This window comes from Pseudoduganella namucuonensis, from assembly GCF_900116645.1.
In the GTDB taxonomy this organism is placed as follows: Bacteria; Pseudomonadota; Gammaproteobacteria; order Burkholderiales; family Burkholderiaceae_D; genus Rugamonas; species Rugamonas namucuonensis.
This window is the reverse complement of the sequence record NZ_FPBO01000001.1, coordinates 70,416-86,243: the sequence shown is the minus strand read 5'-3', so window position 1 is coordinate 86,243 and position 15,828 is coordinate 70,416. Positions and strand designations below refer to the sequence as shown.

Annotated in this window: 10 protein-coding genes and 1 CRISPR repeat array; of the genes, 2 read left to right on the top strand and 8 right to left on the bottom strand. The window is 65.9% G+C overall.

What is annotated here, in order from left to right:
• Positions 1 to 26: 26 nt before the first annotated feature.
• Together metH and BM436_RS00305 are read left to right on the top strand one after the other, a co-directional pair.
• Entirely contained in the window at positions 27 to 3,809 is a 3,783-nt protein-coding gene (metH, locus tag BM436_RS00310; protein WP_093552262.1) for a methionine synthase, read from the top strand.
• Positions 3,810 to 3,966: 157 nt separating this feature from the next.
• Positions 3,967 to 4,425: a cache domain-containing protein gene (locus BM436_RS00305; protein ID WP_093552259.1), complete on the top strand. Its 459-nt coding sequence runs from the start codon at positions 3,967 to 3,969 to the stop codon at positions 4,423 to 4,425.
• A 58-nt stretch (positions 4,426 to 4,483) separates the two neighbouring features.
• On the opposite strand, the gene BM436_RS00300 is transcribed toward BM436_RS00305, so the two are convergent.
• The 8 genes from BM436_RS00300 to rsmB all read right to left on the bottom strand — a co-directional run bounded on the left by BM436_RS00300 (position 4,484) and on the right by rsmB (position 12,417).
• Positions 4,484 to 5,764 carry an EAL and HDOD domain-containing protein gene (locus BM436_RS00300; protein ID WP_093552255.1) on the bottom strand — a complete coding sequence of 427 codons (1,281 nt, stop codon included), beginning with the start codon at positions 5,762 to 5,764 and terminating at the stop codon, positions 4,484 to 4,486.
• A gap of 103 nt (positions 5,765 to 5,867) precedes the next feature.
• Entirely contained in the window at positions 5,868 to 6,647 is a 780-nt protein-coding gene (locus tag BM436_RS00295) for a class II glutamine amidotransferase (protein WP_093552253.1), read from the bottom strand.
• 63 nt (positions 6,648 to 6,710) lie between these two features.
• The gene (locus BM436_RS00290; RefSeq protein WP_093552251.1) at positions 6,711 to 6,968 is read right to left on the bottom strand and encodes a BTH_I0359 family protein; all 258 of its coding nucleotides are present in this window, start codon (positions 6,966 to 6,968) and stop codon (positions 6,711 to 6,713) included.
• A 77-nt stretch (positions 6,969 to 7,045) separates the two neighbouring features.
• The gene (locus BM436_RS00285) at positions 7,046 to 7,444 is read right to left on the bottom strand and encodes a hypothetical protein (RefSeq protein WP_093552248.1); all 399 of its coding nucleotides are present in this window, start codon (positions 7,442 to 7,444) and stop codon (positions 7,046 to 7,048) included.
• Positions 7,441 to 8,160, bottom strand: coding sequence for a response regulator (locus tag BM436_RS00280; RefSeq protein ID WP_093552244.1), 720 nt, complete (start codon positions 8,158 to 8,160; stop codon positions 7,441 to 7,443). Before BM436_RS00280 ends, BM436_RS00285 begins: the two co-directional genes overlap by 4 nt.
• Positions 8,161 to 8,243: 83 nt before the next feature.
• Complete coding sequence (locus tag BM436_RS00275) at positions 8,244 to 10,541, bottom strand: sensor histidine kinase (RefSeq protein WP_093552242.1); 2,298 nt, start codon at positions 10,539 to 10,541, stop codon at positions 8,244 to 8,246.
• Entirely contained in the window at positions 10,542 to 11,165 is a 624-nt protein-coding gene (locus BM436_RS00270; protein ID WP_093552239.1) for a DUF4390 domain-containing protein, read from the bottom strand. It abuts the gene before it with no gap.
• Positions 11,158 to 12,417 (bottom strand): 16S rRNA (cytosine(967)-C(5))-methyltransferase RsmB, encoded by a 1,260-nt coding sequence (rsmB, locus tag BM436_RS00265; RefSeq protein ID WP_229488787.1) that lies wholly within the window; start codon positions 12,415 to 12,417, stop codon positions 11,158 to 11,160. Before rsmB ends, BM436_RS00270 begins: the two co-directional genes overlap by 8 nt.
• A gap of 1,425 nt (positions 12,418 to 13,842) precedes the next feature.
• Positions 13,843 to 15,823: direct repeats of the CRISPR family, unit length 29 nt; unit sequence CGGTTCATCCCCGCGGTCGCGGGGAACAG.
• Between the last annotated feature and the right edge of the window lie 5 nt (positions 15,824 to 15,828).

The following is a 15,828-nucleotide window of genomic DNA, read 5'->3' as shown; positions in this document are numbered from 1 at the left end:
CCCCGCCACGCTCCAGAAAGTATGAAATGAACAACAAAGCCAGCCTGCCAGCCCGTTCCAAGACCGAAACGCAACTGCGCGAGATCCTGTCCCGCCGCATCATGTTCCTGGACGGCGCGATGGGCACCATCATCCAGCAATACAAGCTCGATGAGCTGGCTTACCGCGGCGGCCCGACCGGCCGCTTCGTGGACTTCGCCGCCCCCGCCGATAGCGGCGCGCGCGAGCTGTTCGTCAAGGGCAACAACGAGCTGTTGACCCTGACGCAGCCGCAGGTGATCCAGGAGATCCACGAACGCTACCTGGCGGCCGGCGCGGACCTGATCGAAACCAACACCTTCGGCGCCACCACCATCGCCCAGGACGACTACCACATGGCCCACCTGGCCTACGAGATGAACGTGGAGGCGGCCAGGCTGGCGAAGGCGGCGACGGCGAAATACAGCACGCCGGACAAGCCGCGCTTCGTCTGCGGCGCGCTCGGCCCGACGCCGAAGACCGCCTCGATCTCGCCGGACGTGAACGACCCCGCCGCCCGCAACATCACCTTCGACCAGCTGGTGGCGTCCTATTACGACCAGGTGCGCGGCCTGGTGGACGGCGGCTCCGACGTGCTGCTGGTGGAAACCATCTTCGACACCTTGAACTGCAAGGCCGCCCTGTTCGCCATCGACCAGTACTTCGACGAGCATCCCGGGATCGAGCGCCTGCCGCTGATGATCTCCGGCACCGTCACCGACGCCTCCGGCCGCATCCTGTCCGGCCAGACCGTGCCGGCCTTCTGGAACTCGGTGCGCCACGCGCGTCCGCTGACCATCGGCCTGAACTGCGCGCTGGGCGCGGCGCTGATGCGTCCCTACGCCGAGGAACTGTCGCAGATCGCCGACACCCACGTCTGCATCTACCCGAACGCCGGCCTGCCCAACCCGATGAGCGACACCGGCTTCGACGAGCTGCCGGCCGACACCTCGGCCCTGCTGCGCGAGTTCGCCGACGCCGGCTTCATCAACGTCGCCGGCGGCTGCTGCGGCACCACGCCGGACCACATCGCCGCCATCGCCGCGCTGCTGGCCGACACCAAGCCGCGCGCCGTGCCGGAAGTGAAGATCGCCCAGCGCCTGTCCGGCCTGGAACCGTTCACCATCGACGACGACTCGCTGTTCGTCAACGTCGGCGAGCGCACCAACGTGACCGGCTCCAAGGCCTTCGCCCGCATGATCCTGAACGAGCAGTTCGACGAGGCGCTGTCGGTGGCGCGCCAGCAGGTGGAGAACGGCGCCCAGGTCATCGACATCAACATGGACGAGGCGATGCTGGACTCGCAAGCGGCCATGACGCGCTTCCTGAACCTGATCGCCTCCGAACCGGACATCTCGCGCGTGCCCATCATGATCGACTCCTCGAAATGGAGCGTGATCGAGGCCGGCCTGAAGTGCGTGCAGGGCAAATCCATCGTCAACTCGATCTCGATGAAGGAAGGCGAGGAGGAGTTCATCCGCCAGGCCAAGCTGTGCCGCCGCTACGGCGCCGCCGTGATCGTCATGGCCTTCGACGAGAAGGGCCAGGCCGACACCTTCGAGCGCAAGATCGAGATCTGCGCGCGCGCCTACAAGGTGCTGACCGAACAGGTCGGCTTCCCGGCCGAGGACATCATCTTCGACCCCAACATCTTCGCCGTGGCGACCGGCATCGAGGAGCACAACAACTACGCGGTGGACTTCATCAACGCCACCCGCTGGATCAAGGACAATCTGCCGCACGCCAAGATCTCGGGCGGCGTGTCCAACGTGTCCTTCTCCTTCCGCGGCAACGACCCGGCGCGCGAGGCGATCCACACCGTGTTCCTGTACCACGCCATCAAGGCCGGCATGACCATGGGCATCGTCAACGCCGGCATGGTGGGCGTCTACGACGACCTGCCTGCCGAGCTGCGCGAGCGCGTCGAGGACGTGGTGCTGAACCGCCGCGACGACGCCACCGAGCGCATGATCGAGTTCGCCGGCACCCTGAAGGCCGGCGGCAAGCAGCAGGAACAGAACCTGGAATGGCGCAACGCGCCGGTCGAGAAGCGCCTGGCGCACGCGCTGGTGCACGGCATCACGCAGTGGATCACCGACGACACCGAGGAAATGCGCCAGCAAGTGCTCAACAGCGGCGGCCGCCCGATCAACGTGATCGAGGGCCCGCTGATGGACGGCATGAACATCGTCGGCGACCTGTTCGGCCAGGGCAAGATGTTCCTGCCGCAGGTGGTGAAATCGGCGCGCGTGATGAAGCAGGCCGTGGCCCACCTGATCCCCTACATCGAGGAGGAAAAGAAGGCGGAAGAGGCGCGCACCGGCATCGTCGCCAAGCCCAAGGGCAAGATCGTGATCGCCACCGTCAAGGGCGACGTGCACGACATCGGCAAGAACATCGTGTCCGTGGTCCTGCAGTGCAACAACTTCGAAGTGGTCAACATGGGCGTGATGGTGCCGGCCTCCGAGATCCTGGCGCGCGCCAAGGTCGAGAACGCCGACATCATCGGCCTGTCCGGCCTGATCACGCCGTCGCTGGAGGAAATGGCCCACGTGGCCAAGGAAATGCAGCGCGACGAGCACTTCCGCATGCTGAAGATCCCGCTGCTGATCGGCGGCGCCACCACCAGCCGCGCCCACACGGCCGTGAAGATCGCCCACAACTACGACGGTCCCGTGGTCTACGTGCCGGACGCGTCGCGCTCGGTGTCGGTGGCGCAGTCGCTGCTGACGCCGGAAAGCCGCGAGCAATACATCGAGGACATCGAGCACGACTACGCCCGCATCCGCGAGCAGCACGCCAACAAGAAGGCGCTGCCCATCGTCTCGCTGGCCGCCGCGCGCGCCAACAAGATGAAGCTGGCGTTCGCCCCGGTGAAGCCGAAGTTCGTCGGCCGCCGCGTGTTCAAGAACGTGGACCTGGCCACGCTGGCCAACTACATCGACTGGGGCCCGTTCTTCCAGACCTGGGACCTGGCCGGCCCCTTCCCCGCCATCCTGAAGGATGAGGTGGTGGGCGAGGCCGCCAGCAAGGTGTTCGAGGAGGGCCAGGCGCTGCTGAAGAAGCTGATCGACGGCCGCTGGCTGACCGCCAACGGCGTGGTCGCGCTGCTGCCAGCCAACACGGTGAACCACGACGACATCGAGATCTACACCGACGACGACCGCGACACCGTGGCCTTCACCTACTACGGCCTGCGCCAGCAGGGCGTGAAGCCCGTCATCGACGGCGTGCAGCGCCCCAACCAGTGCCTGGCCGACTTCATCGCGCCGAAAGAGTCCGGCATCAAGGACTACATCGGCATGTTCGCCGTGACCTCGGGCCTGGGCATCGAGAAATACGAGCAGCGCTTCGAGGACGCGCACGACGACTACTCGTCCATCATGCTGAAGGCGCTGGCCGACCGCCTGGCCGAGGCCTTCGCCGAATACATGCACGAGCGCGTGCGCAAGGACCTGTGGGGCTACGAGGCCGGCGAAAACCTGAGCAACGAGCAGATGATCGCCGAGGAATACAAGGGCATCCGCCCGGCGCCGGGCTACCCGGCCTGCCCCGAGCACACCGTGAAGGCCGACATGTTCAAGCACCTGCAGGCCGAGGAGATCGGCATGGAGTTGACCGAGTCCTTCGCCATGTACCCCGGCGCGGCCGTGTCCGGCTTCTACTTCGCCCATCCGGAATCGAAGTACTTCGTGGTCGGCAAGATCGGCGACGACCAGCTGGAAGACATGGTGGCCCGCCGCAAGGTGGACAAGGCCGACATGGAACGCTGGCTGGCGCCCAACCTCTAAAAGCAAAAAGGGGTCAGGTTCGATTTATGAATATCGAACCTGACCCCTTTTTTTTTGGTGCACTGGCGTAAAGGCAACACTTGGGACCGGCGTTCTTTACAGGCCGCCAGTCACTGCCTAGAGTGGGATTTCATATCATCACTTTGGAGGGGGACTCATGAAAGCCTTGCTGAACGCCGCAGTCGTGTTTCTGATGTGCCTGAGCTTCGCCCCCGGGGCGATGGCGGCCGAGCGCGGGACGCCCGAGGAGGCCGTCGCCCTGGTGCAGAAGGCGGTGGCCTACCTGAAGGCCAACGGCAAGGAAAAGGCGTACGCCGAGTTCAACAACCCCAACGGCCAGTTCAAGGACCGCGACCTCTATATCTTCGTCATCGACATGACGGGCCTGGAGTGGGCCAACGGGGCCAACCAGAAAATCGTCGGCAAGAACGTGCTGGACCTGAAGGACGCCGAGGGCAAGACCATGGTCAAGTCTTTCATCGAACTGGCCAAGGGCAAGGGCAAGGGCTGGGTCGATTACAAGTGGCCGAATCCCATCCAGAAAACCGTGGAAAGCAAGTCCACCTACCTGGAAAAATACGAGGACGTGCTGGTCGCCTCGGGCATCTACAAGTAGACAGGCAAGAAAGCAAAATGGCGAGCCACGGCTCGCCATTTTTTCGCCGCCGGGACGCCTACAGCGCGTAGCGCACCACGTTGTCGCTCCACTCGAAGGCGGCCATTTCCAGTTCCACCAGCTCGTCGGTCGACATGGCCAGGTCGCGCAGGGTCGGCACGATGTGGCCCTCCATGTCCTCGATCTGCTCGATGCATTCGGCCAGCTTCAGCAGGTCGCCGAAGAAGCCGCCGCGGTACATCAGCGCGTCCTGCACCTCGTCGTTGACGGGGATCTGGGTCAGGATCTCGGACATCGGGATGCCGAACAGCGTGTCCATCAGCGACATGATGCCGACCGTGAAGGCGGTGTCGGCCACATTGCGCTGACTGGGGCGCAGCTTGTGCGCCAGCAGTTCCAGCAGGCGGCCGCGGGTGGTGGCCAGCATCAGCAGCGGCGTCATGCTGTGGCCGCGCTTGCTCGGCTCGGCGTACAGCATGATCTGCAGCCAGCGCTGCAGCTGGCGGCGGCCCAGGATGGTGACGGCCTGGCTCAGCGAATCGATGCGCTGGCGCGCGCCCACCGCCGGCGTGTTCACCAGGCGCAGCAGGTTCAGCGCCAGCGACACGTCGCGCTTGATGGCGCGCTCGATCTCGGCGTTCTCCGCGTCCGACGTCACCAGCGTCATCAGCTCCATCACGGCCAGCTGCGACGGCGACAGCTTCTTGCCGCTCATGATGACCGGCTTGGCGAAGTAATAGCCCTGGAAGTAGTCGAAGCCCAGGTCCAGGCAATTCTTGAATTCCTCGCGCGTCTCGACCTTTTCCGCCACCAGCTTCTTGCCGTCCTGCTTGAAGCGCGGCGCCAGCTTCATCAAGACGGGCAGCGGCGTGTTGCGCATGTCCATCTTGACGTATTCGATCATCGGCAGCAGCGTCTGCACCTGGCCGGTCTCGGCCAGCACGTCGTCCAGCGCGAAGCTGAAGCCGTGGCCCACCAGCTCGGCCATGCGGCGCAGCACCTCGGGCGTGGCCTCCATGGTCTCGACGATTTCCAGCACCACTTTTTCGCGCGGCAGGAAACCGAAGATGTCGCTCATGATGACATCGGCGTCGACGTTGACGAAGCCGAGCGCGTCGCCGATCACCTTCTCCATGCCCAGCTGGGCCGCGTGCGCGATCACCGACGCGGTCGCGCCGAGGTCGCTGTCGATGTTGGCGGGGCCGACGGGGGCGTTGCGGAATAACAACTCGTAGCCGAACAGCGCCTGGTTACGATCCAGTATCGGCTGCCGTCCCAGGTAAAACTCGCGCACGCGCAAGTTCTTGGAAGCGGTATCGTTAGTCGAAAGGTCGATCATGGAAGTGTCTCAGGTGGGGTAATGCCAGACGGCAACTATAACTCATCAATTCAGGGAATTAACTGATATTTTGGCATCAATTCCCGGCATTGTCTCGGACATTTTAGGCGTAGCCTTCAGGCTGGGGCATACCGTCCAGAAATAACTTCAGCTCGCCGGGCGCGAACGCGGTCCACGCCTCGTTGGTGGTCAGCGGCTGGGTCACGATGATGGCCACCCTGTCGTCCGGCGTGGTGACCTGGGAAAAGTCCACGCTGACGTCCTCGTCCGACAGCCTGGCCGTCTCGAACGGGTACTGGCGCACCAGGTAGTGCAGGCTGGTGGAGCAATGCGCGTACAGCTCGCCGCCACTGGACAGCATCATGTTGAAGGTGCCGTGCGCGGCGATTTCGCGCGTCAGTTCGCCCAGCGCCGCGCGCAGCGCGGCGCGTTCGGGCCGGCGGTCGCCGAAGCGGCGGCACAGCGATTGCAGGATGTAGCAGAAGGCGCGCTCGCTGTCGGTGCTGCCGACCGGGCGGTAGGCGCCGTCGAGTTCCGGGTGGAATTCCTTCAGGTCGCCGTTGTGCGCGAACACCCAGTAGCGGCCCCACAGCTCGCGCACGAAGGGATGGCAGTTCTCCAGCGCGACCACGCCCTGCGTGGCCTTGCGGATATGGGCGATGACGTTCTTGGATTTGATCGGGTAGCGCTTGATCAGCTCGGCGATCGGCGAACTGACGGCCGCCTCGTGGTCGACGAAATGGCGCACGCCGGCGCCCTCGAAAAAGGCGATGCCCCAACCGTCGTGGTGGGTGTCGGTCTGGCCGCCACGCATGGCGAAGCCGGTGAAGCTAAACACAATGTCGGTCGGCACATTGCAGTTCATTCCCAGGAGTTGGCACATAGGAGATAGTCGATGGGGGCTGGTCTACTAGCCCCCACCTTACCATGCGCCCCCGGCGGGCCGCTAGTGCAGCAACACCGGCTGGCTCATCAGCGGCTCGTAGCTGCCGAGGAATTCGTCGACCTCCTCCATCGTCGGCTCTCCGGCGATGAGCTTGTTGACGTCGCGACGGAACGATTGCGCCAGCACGCCGGCGATGAAGATCTCCCGCTTGCCCCCCTTGTCCACGATTTCATAGCCCCCAAACCGCAAGGCTTCCAGGTCTCGGTCGGCGCCAAACTCAACAACACTGTACTGCTCGCTGTTATAGATCAGGTTCATATCGCTTCCTTCGCGCTTAGTGGCGGAAGCATAGGGTTCCGCCTTACACCTTCGAGGTGAGGCCCTGGAAAGGGAATTCAAGTGAGGCCGGCATGCAAATATGGTCCGAGGGTTAGCAAACTAACATAAGGAGGATCCGACAGCATTTCGCGTAGCTGGTCGGCGTGTTCCGCGTTGGCCAGGCTGATGTACAGCCGCGCCGGCGGATGGCGCAGCAGACGATTCAATGTTACCCGCAAAACGAGGTTGCCGGCGCAGCAAAGACAACCCGGGGCGATGCGCAACACCTGCACGGCGGGCAGGTCGTTGGCGGCGAGGGGGGAGGTGGCGTCGGCCAGGCCTTCCAGGACGACGGCGGCCGGTCCGGCGCCGCCGTCCGCCGCCAGGGCGGCGGCGATGGCGGCTTCGCGCGCGGCCGCGGAGGGGCCGGTGACCAGCGTGGTGCGGGTGCCGCCGGCGGCGGCCCCGTCCGTCATTGGTTCTTCTTGGCCAGTTTGCCGGGCTCGACGCCCAGCTGCTTGAGCTTGCGGTACAGGTGGGTGCGTTCCAGGCCGGTCTTCTCGGCCACGCGCGTCATGCTGCCGCCCTCGCGGCCCAGGTGGTGCTCGAAGTACATGCGCTCGAACGCGTCGCGCGCCTCGCGCAGCGGCAGGTCGAACGACAGGTTGAACATATGGCCCTCGCCGGCGGTCGCGCCGGCGCCGCGCACGGACGCGTGCGCCTGCGGCACGGCCGCGCTGAACGGCACGCCGGCGGCCAGCGCGCCGTCCTCGGGCGGCGGCGCCACTGCCGGACGCGGCGCCAGCGCCGGCGCGCGCACCGTCTCCTGCGCGCGCGTCAGGCCGGCCTGCACCGCCTTCAGCAGCTTTTGCATGGCGATCGGTTTTTCCAGGAAATTCAACGCGCCTATCCGCGTGGCCTCGACCGCCGTGTCGATGGTGGCGTGGCCGGACATCATGATCACCGGCATCGTCAACAAGCCGTCGCGCTGCCATTCCTTCAGCAGCGTGACGCCGTCCGTGTCCGGCATCCAGATATCGAGCAGGACCAGGTCGGGCGCGCCCTGCGCGCGCGCCTCGCGCGCCTGCTGCGCGTTCTCGGCAAGTTGTATCGCATGTCCTTCGTCGCTCAAAATCTCGGAGAGCAACTCGCGGATACCCATTTCATCATCGACTACCAGAATGTTTGCCATCTATCCCTGCCTTTGTTCACTTCGCTGGACATGGGGCAACGACTGCCCGCACGGCTAGCAATGATTTTATTAGTCTTTCAACATTATGCCAACTGCACCGGTGCCAACTTTAACAGCAAAATCAGTACCGAAGCGCCACTTCTATCGACATGGTTCTGGATATCGATCCGGCCCCCATGTTCATCGATAATCTTTTTCACCATCGCCAGGCCCAAACCGGTGCCCTTGGCCTTGGAAGTCACGTAGGGCTCGAAGGCGCGCGCCAGGATTTTGGGCGCGAAACCGGGGCCGTTGTCGGAGATCGCCAGGCGCACCGCGACCCGGGTGCCGCCGTCGGCGCTCTGGTAATGGATGGCCTCGGTGACCACGTCGATGCGGGGTTCGACCGTGCCGGCCGGCAGATCCGCCATCGCGTCCTGGGCGTTCTGCAAGAGATTATGGATGACCTGGCGCAGCTGGGTGGGATCGCCCATCACCTGCGGCAGGTTGGGCGCCAGCGCCAGGCGGATGACGTCGCTGCCCTCGCCGCTCAGGTAGAGGTTCAGGATCTCCTCCACCAGCGCGTTCAGGTCCAGCGGCTCCAGCACGGCGGGCGGCGTCTTCGCGTAGTCGCGGAAGTCGTCGACCATGCGCTTCATCGCGGCCACCTGGTTGACGATGGTGGTGGTGGCCTTGTTGAGCAGGTCCACGTCGGCTTGCATCTCGAGCTTGTTTTCAAGCTTCATCTGCAGCCGTTCGGCCGACAACTGGATGGGCGTCAGCGGATTCTTGATTTCATGGGCCAGGCGGCGCGCCACCTCGCCCCAGGCGAAGGAGCGCTGCGCGGCGATCACGTCGGTGATGTCGTCGAACACGACGATGTAGCCGCTGCCGCTCTCGACCGGCAGGCGCGAGCCGCGCGTCAGCAGCGTCAGGTCGTGGTCGTCCTGGCTGTTGGGCGGGCGCGGGATCTCGATCTGACGCTGCCAGTGCAGGCGCTGCAGGTGGCGCCCGGCCGCCGAGTGCGCGCTCTGGGCGGAAAAGGCGGCGACGATGGCGGCGGCGAACTCCTGCAGGCCGTCGATCTGGGTCAGCTGCTGGCCGATCAGGGTGACGCCCGCGTGCTGCAGGATGCGCTCGACCGAATCGTTGCAGCTGACCAGGCGGAACTCGCCGTCCAGCACCATCACGCCGGCCGACATGTTGGCCAGCACCGATTCCAGGTGGGCCTTGGCGTTCTGCAGCGCGGCGCGGTTGCGCTCCACGGCGCTGCGCGCGTCCGACAGCTGGCGCGTCATGGTGTTGAAGGACTGCGTCAACGTGCCCAGTTCGTCCGAACTGGCGACGATGGGCCGCGGCGACAGGTCGCCGCCGGCCACCGCGCGCGTGCCCTCGGCCAGCAGCAGCAGCGGCTGGGCCAGGTCGTTGGCGATCAGGAAGGCGGCGGCGATCGCGCCGAACACGGCCAGCAGCAGCGTCAGCGTCAGCGTCTCCACATACATCTTGCGCAGCCCGACCCGCGCCACGAAGCGTTCCTTGTATTCGCTGTAGGCGGTGCGCAGGATCTTGCCGTTGGCGGCCAGCTGCACCGGCACCGCCTGGATGATCTGCAGGTAGCGCGGCGCCAGGTGGGTGCCGTTGGCCTGCACCAGGTCCGGGATCGCCATCAGCACCCGCACCCGCAGCTGGTTGGCGGCGTCCGGCTGGGGCGGCGGCGGCGCGCCCACGCGGTCGTCGCGCAGCTCGCTGCCGTCCTCGGCCATGGCGTAGGCATCCTCGCTCTTGGCGGTGGCCAGCATCGACGAGTTCGGCAAATCGGCCGACAGGTTGATGCGCTGCGGGCCCGTGGCCGAGACGATCAGCCCGCCCTCGGCGTCGACGATGATGGCGCTCTGCGTGCCCGGATGGTTCTTGACGAAGCGCGCCAGGATGGCCGGCGCGGCGTAGAACTGCTCCTCGGCCAGCAGGCCGGCGGTCTTCTTGGTTTGCGCGTTGAGTTCGATGACGGCCTTGTCCAGCGCGTCGCGGCCCAGGTTCAGGCCGGCGTCCAGCGCCTCCTCGATGCGCACGTTGAACCACGATTCGATCGAGTGGGAGACGAACTGCACCGACACGAGGAAGATCACCAGGCCCGGCAGCACGCCGATGCCGGCGAACAGCAGCACCAGCCGCGTCATCAGCCGCGAGCCGAACTTGCCGGCCTTGTAGCGCGAATACAGGCGGAACAGCGACACGCCCACCAGCAGCAGCAGCGCCACCGCCACCGCCGCGTTCAAGCCCAGCAGCCAGGAGTAATAGCGGTCGAAGAAGCCGGAGTTGTCGGAGGCGGAGGCCAGCAGGAACAGCAGGATGCTGACGGTGGCGCCGGCCACGACGAACAGATACCGCAACGCCGGTGTCACTTATTCCGCCCTGTACTGGAAGGTTTTCTTGGTTTCCAGGCGCCACTCGCTGTTGTTGAAGGCGTTCACCTGTATCGGCTTGGGCAGGAAGTCGCGGTCCAGCCGCATGCGCAGCGACACGTTGTAGACCTCGCCGATCTTCAGGGCGCCGCGCGGCGCCACCACCCAGCGGCTGGGCCGGCGTATCAGGAACAGCGCGTCCTCCAGCGCCGCGAAACTCTGCTGCACGCTGCCGACGATGCCGACATGGTACTGGCGCGTCAGCACGTTGTAGGAGATCTTGGCGGTGCGCTTGACGGAGACGGCCTTCTCGTCGACCCAGTACCAGCGCGGCCGGGTCAGCTCCACCTCGGTGGTGAAGTACAGGGACAGGCCGTGCTGCAGCGCGTCCTCCAGGCCGTGGTTCAGTTCAAAGGAATAGGCGGCGGACAGGCGGTAGCCCTCCTCGGCCGCCTCGATGTAGTTGCGCGTGATCTCCACCGTGTCGTCGGCGTGCGCCGCCGGCAGCGCGCACGCGAGCAGCAGCAGCAACTGGCAAGCCAGGAGTCGAAAAAAACGTCGCGTCACAAGTGGGCCGGTACTCAGTAGATCCGTCGAAATTTGCCAGATAAAACGTTCACGCATGTTTCTGGAACAAAGCGTAGAACAATCCATCGTGATCCTGCTCGGAACCGCCGGTGGGCAGCAATTGACCGGGCGCGTCGAGGCGGACCGCGCCATTGCGCGCCGCGAAAGCGGCCGCCTGCGCCTCGGACTCTTGCGGCCACAACGAACATGTCACGAACAGCAATTTACCATTCGGTGCCAGCATCTGCCAAAGATTGTCTAGAATTTTGGCCGAAAGTGTTGCAAGTTGGAGCGTATCGCCCTTGCGGCGCAGCCAGCGGATATCCGGGTGGCGGCGCACGATGCCGGACGCCGTGCACGGCACGTCGGCCAGGATGCGGTCGTAGGCCTGGCCGTCCCACCAGTCGCGGTTTTGCGCCTCGGCCGGCTGCAGCGCGGCCTGGAGACCCAGCCGCTCCAGGTTCTCGCCCACGCGCAGCAGGCGCTTGGCGTCCGCGTCCAGCGCGGTGACCTGCGCGTCGGCCAGTTCCAGGATGTGGCAAGTCTTGCCGCCGGGCGCCGCGCAGGCGTCCAGCACGCGCTGGCCATCCTTAACGTCGAGCAATTGCGCCGCCAGCTGGGCCGCCGCGTCCTGCACCGACACCAGGCCCTCGTCGAAGCCCGGGATCAGGTGCACGCCGACCGGCTTGGCCAGGCGCACCGCCTGCGGGCCGATGCGGGTGGCGGCGATGCCGGCCTGCTCCAGCGTTTGCAGGTAATCCTCCACCGTGCCCTTGCGGGCGTTGACGCGCAGCGTCAGCGGCGGCGGCTGGTTGCCGGTGGCCAGCACGGCCTGCCACTGGTCCGGATAGGCGGCGCGCACGGCGTCGATCCACCATTGGGGATAGTTCCATTTCGCCACCGGCTGCAGCTGCGCCGCCTCCAGCAACTCCTTGCGCTCGCGCTGGAAACGGCGCAGCACGGCGTTGATCATGGCTTTCGCGCGCGCCGTGTCCGGATGGGCGGCGGCGGCCGTCACGGTCTGGTCGACCACGGTGAACTGCTCGTAGGCCGACGTGCCGTCCTCGTCCTTCTGCATCAGCGGCAACGCGCAGGCCAGCAGGCCGGCCACCAGCGGATCCGGCGCCTTGGGCGCCATCATGGCGATCAGCGCGTCGCTGTGGCCCAGCTTGCGCATGGCGCGGTAGGCGATGTCCTGGATCGCGCCGCGCGATTGCGGCGTGGCGTCCGAGCTGGCGAACACGCCGGCCAGCGCCTGCGGCAGCGCCATGCCGGTGCGCACCTGGGCCACGGCGGTGGCCGCGCCCATCAGCGCGAAGGACAGCGAATCGGGGCGCAGGTCGGTCTTGAACTGGGTCTGCAGCACGGGCTTGAAGTCGCGGTGGTGGCTGGCGCGCAGGCCGGGCTCGGCCGGCTCGGCGCGCACGGGGGATGGCTTGTACGGCAGCGCGCGCGAGGCGCCGGAGCGGTCCTGGGCGCGGGCGTGGTCGTCCTGGAACGAGGGTTTGCCTTGGCCGTCGCGCCTGGCCGGGCCGCCGCGGCCGGGGTGCTTGGAGGGGCCGGCGCCGTAGGGGGAGACCCCGGGCGTGGCCTCGCGCTCGGGGGCGGACCTCGGGGCGGCGTCCCTGTTCGGCGTCCTGGACGCCGCGTCCTTGTATGGCGATGACTGGGACTCTTCGTTCCGGCGCGGCGGACGCGCGGCGCCGTCCTTGTTGTAGGGCGCTGGCTTGAACTCGCCGTCCTTGCGCGGTGGACGCGCGGCGCCATCCTTGCCAGCCGGCGGCTTGCCGGGACCGTCCTGGCGCGCGGCCGGTCCGCTCTTGTACGGCGGTGTGGGGCCGGCTTTGTAAGCTCCGCCCTTGCCCGGCGCGGGCCGGGACGTCGCGCCCTTGGCTGGGGCCGCGCTGGCGGGCGCCGAGGCGGTTTTCAGTTTCAGGACGGGGCGCTGCTTGGTCATATTGTAGGAATCCGTAGTTGCTCGCGCCCGGCCGTGGCCGGCCGGGGCCGCCCCGCGTGGTGGGGCCGCCGATATCGCGTAAATCTAATAAAGGCAGGATTGTAACCCGGCTGGTGGACAACTCCGCCAATACGACAGCGAGATCAGATTGAAAAACGAGTCATACTCCGCCGAGACCATAGTTATCTATATAGAAATACGGTGTCGCCATGCGGGAAATGAGTTCCGCCGACGCCCCGTCATTCCCGCGCAGGCGGGAATCCAAGTTGCCACCACACCGAGGTCACGAACTTGGGCACTAGTAGGCGTCATGACTTTGATTTCCGGAGCTCCTTCTAAAACCGAAAGCCCACCATGTCCCGAGCGCTGACAAGAAGCAGACGCAAGTGTCCATGTCGGCGACGAACGACTGCAGTTCATCTCCGCGCTCGCGGGGAACAGTCCTCCTGATACACCACAGCCTGCCTGCTGATCGGTTCATCCCCGCACTTGCGGGGAACAGAACATCAAGGTGCTAGGGCCCATGAGACACTCCGGTTCATCCTCACAGTCGCGGGGAACAGATGAACGCCTCAAGTTCGCGCCCTTGGGCGGCGGTTCATACCTGCGGTCGCGGGGAACAGAGTACTCGCAGTGTCGTGCCGTTCGCAAAGAGCGGTTCATCCCCGCGGTCGCGGGGAACAGTACGTCGCGTGCGGCCATATTAGAAAATCTCCTGGTTCATCCCCGCAGTCGCGGGGAACAGATCGTGCGGCCATACGTTACGGACTACTACCCCGGGTCATCCCCACGGTCGAGGGGAACAGGCCTCCACGGCGCGCTCCATCAGCACGTCGTCCGGTTCATCCCCGCAGTCGAGGGGAACAGAGTAGGTGTATCCCCACTCGTACCAAGCATCCCGGTTCATCCCCGCAGTCGCGGGGAATAGGTGGCGTCACGAGTTCATTTCTGCTTCGTTTTGCGGTTCATCTCCGCAGTCGCGGGGAACAGTGCAGAATGTTCTGCTCGGTGTAGTTGCTGAACGGTTCATCCCCGCGGTCGCGGGGAACAGGTAAGGAAGGCGTTGGCGATGAGCGATCCGGTCGGTTCATCCCTGCGGTCGCGGGGAACAGCGAAACTGTTTCGCCGGCTTCACCGGCGCGATCGGTTCATCCCCGCGGTCGCGGGGAACAGTCCAGCAGAGATCGCGACAGCCCCGGCAGCAGCGGTTCATCCCCGCGGTCGCGGGGAACAGCATGGCGTGCTGTTCATCAGCTACGCGCAGGCCGGTTCATCCCCGCGGTCGCGGGGAACAGGCTATACGCGTGGAGATGAACAACGAAGGAAGCGGTTCATCCCCGCAGTCGCGGGGAACAGACCAAAGGACGGGCCGCGATATCGTGGCCCGTCGGTTCATCCCCGCGGTCGCGGGGAACAGAGGGGCGGGCTCTACTTCGCCGCCCTGGCCTGCGGTTCATCCCCGCGGTCGCGGGGAACAGCCCGATGGCCCGGAGTTTGTCGGACTGGATGACGGTTCATCCCCGCGGTCGCGGGGAACAGTGACTTGGGCGAAGATCGGCCTGAAAGTTTCACGGTTATCCCCGCGGTCGCGGGGAACAGAACACACTGGACAGCGGGGAACTGCCGTACGACGGTTCATCCCCGCAGTCGCGGGGAACAGTTGGCGGGGCCGGGTGCCAGCCGCGTGCAACGCGGTTCATCCCTGCGGTCGCGGGGAACAGGTGAACGGCCCGAAGGACCCGGCCGGCCTGCGCGGTTCATCCCCGCGGTCGCGGGGAACAGGGCCAGCAGGCGCAGGGCCACGCGGGCGAACACGGTTCACCCCCGCGGTCGCGGGGAACAGGCGCGCATCAACGGCGAGGACCATTTCGTCACCGGTTCATCCCCGCGGTCGCGGGGAACAGAGCTCCATCATCCCGGCGCTGGATTCCTCACGCGGTTCATCCCCGCGGTCGCGGGGAACAGATCTTCCGCCCGTCGCTGGCGTCCGCTGGCAGCGGTTCATCCCCGCGGTCGCGGGGAACAGAGCCCAACCACTTCCTTGCCCTTGTACTTCTCCGGTTCATCCCCGCGGTCGCGGGGAACAGGTCAGCAGTCGTTGGATCGCCGTGCACCCCACCGGTTCATCCCCGCGGTCGCGGGGAACAGTCCAGCGCAAATTGCTGCTGTTTCTGCGTGAGCGGTTCATCCCCGCGGTCGCGGGGAACAGGTCAGCAGTCGTTGGATCGCCGTGCACCCCACCGGTTCATCCCCGCGGTCGCGGGGAACAGTCCAGCGCAAATTGCTGCTGTTTCTGCGTGAGCGGTTCATCCCCGCGGTCGCGGGGAACAGTGATCCATGGCCATCTTCTCGTCCACGGCCAACGGTTCATCCCCGCGGTCGCGGGGAACAGGCCACGTCCAGCGGATCGCGTTGCACGTTGACCGGTTCATCCCCGCGGTCGCGGGGAACAGACCGACTGCAAGCTTCTCCAGCCGCACAAGGTCGGTTCATCCCCGCGGTCGCGGGGAACAGTTGGTCTTCGCGTCGAGGTTGGCGATCGCCATCGGTTCATCCCCGCGGTCGCGGGGAACAGTCAGGCACGCCCACCGCCTGCGCCTGCCCATCCGGTTCATCCCCGCGGTCGCGGGGAACAGCCCAGGCTGAGCGTGGGCGGCACCTCGGGTTCCGGTTCATCCCCGCGGTCGCGGGGAACAGGCCGCTGCGATCCACGAGCGTAGTCGGTGCGACGGTTCATCCCCGCGGTCGCGGGGAACAGATCCC

What these genes read in the sequence shown, in the direction of transcription:
- metH (WP_093552262.1), top strand. Translation starts at nt 27, where the DNA reads ATGAACAACAAAGCCAGCCTGCCAGCCCGTTCCAAGACCGAAACGCAA.
- BM436_RS00305 (WP_093552259.1), top strand. Translation starts at nt 3,967, where the DNA reads ATGAAAGCCTTGCTGAACGCCGCAGTCGTGTTTCTGATGTGCCTGAGC.
- BM436_RS00300 (WP_093552255.1), bottom strand. Translation starts at nt 5,764, where the DNA reads ATGATCGACCTTTCGACTAACGATACCGCTTCCAAGAACTTGCGCGTG.
- BM436_RS00295 (WP_093552253.1), bottom strand. Translation starts at nt 6,647, where the DNA reads ATGTGCCAACTCCTGGGAATGAACTGCAATGTGCCGACCGACATTGTG.
- BM436_RS00290 (WP_093552251.1), bottom strand. Translation starts at nt 6,968, where the DNA reads ATGAACCTGATCTATAACAGCGAGCAGTACAGTGTTGTTGAGTTTGGC.
- BM436_RS00285 (WP_093552248.1), bottom strand. Translation starts at nt 7,444, where the DNA reads ATGACGGACGGGGCCGCCGCCGGCGGCACCCGCACCACGCTGGTCACC.
- BM436_RS00280 (WP_093552244.1), bottom strand. Translation starts at nt 8,160, where the DNA reads ATGGCAAACATTCTGGTAGTCGATGATGAAATGGGTATCCGCGAGTTG.
- BM436_RS00270 (WP_093552239.1), bottom strand. Translation starts at nt 11,165, where the DNA reads ATGCGTGAACGTTTTATCTGGCAAATTTCGACGGATCTACTGAGTACC.
- rsmB (WP_229488787.1), bottom strand. Translation starts at nt 12,417, where the DNA reads ATGGGCGCGGCCACCGCCGTGGCCCAGGTGCGCACCGGCATGGCGCTG.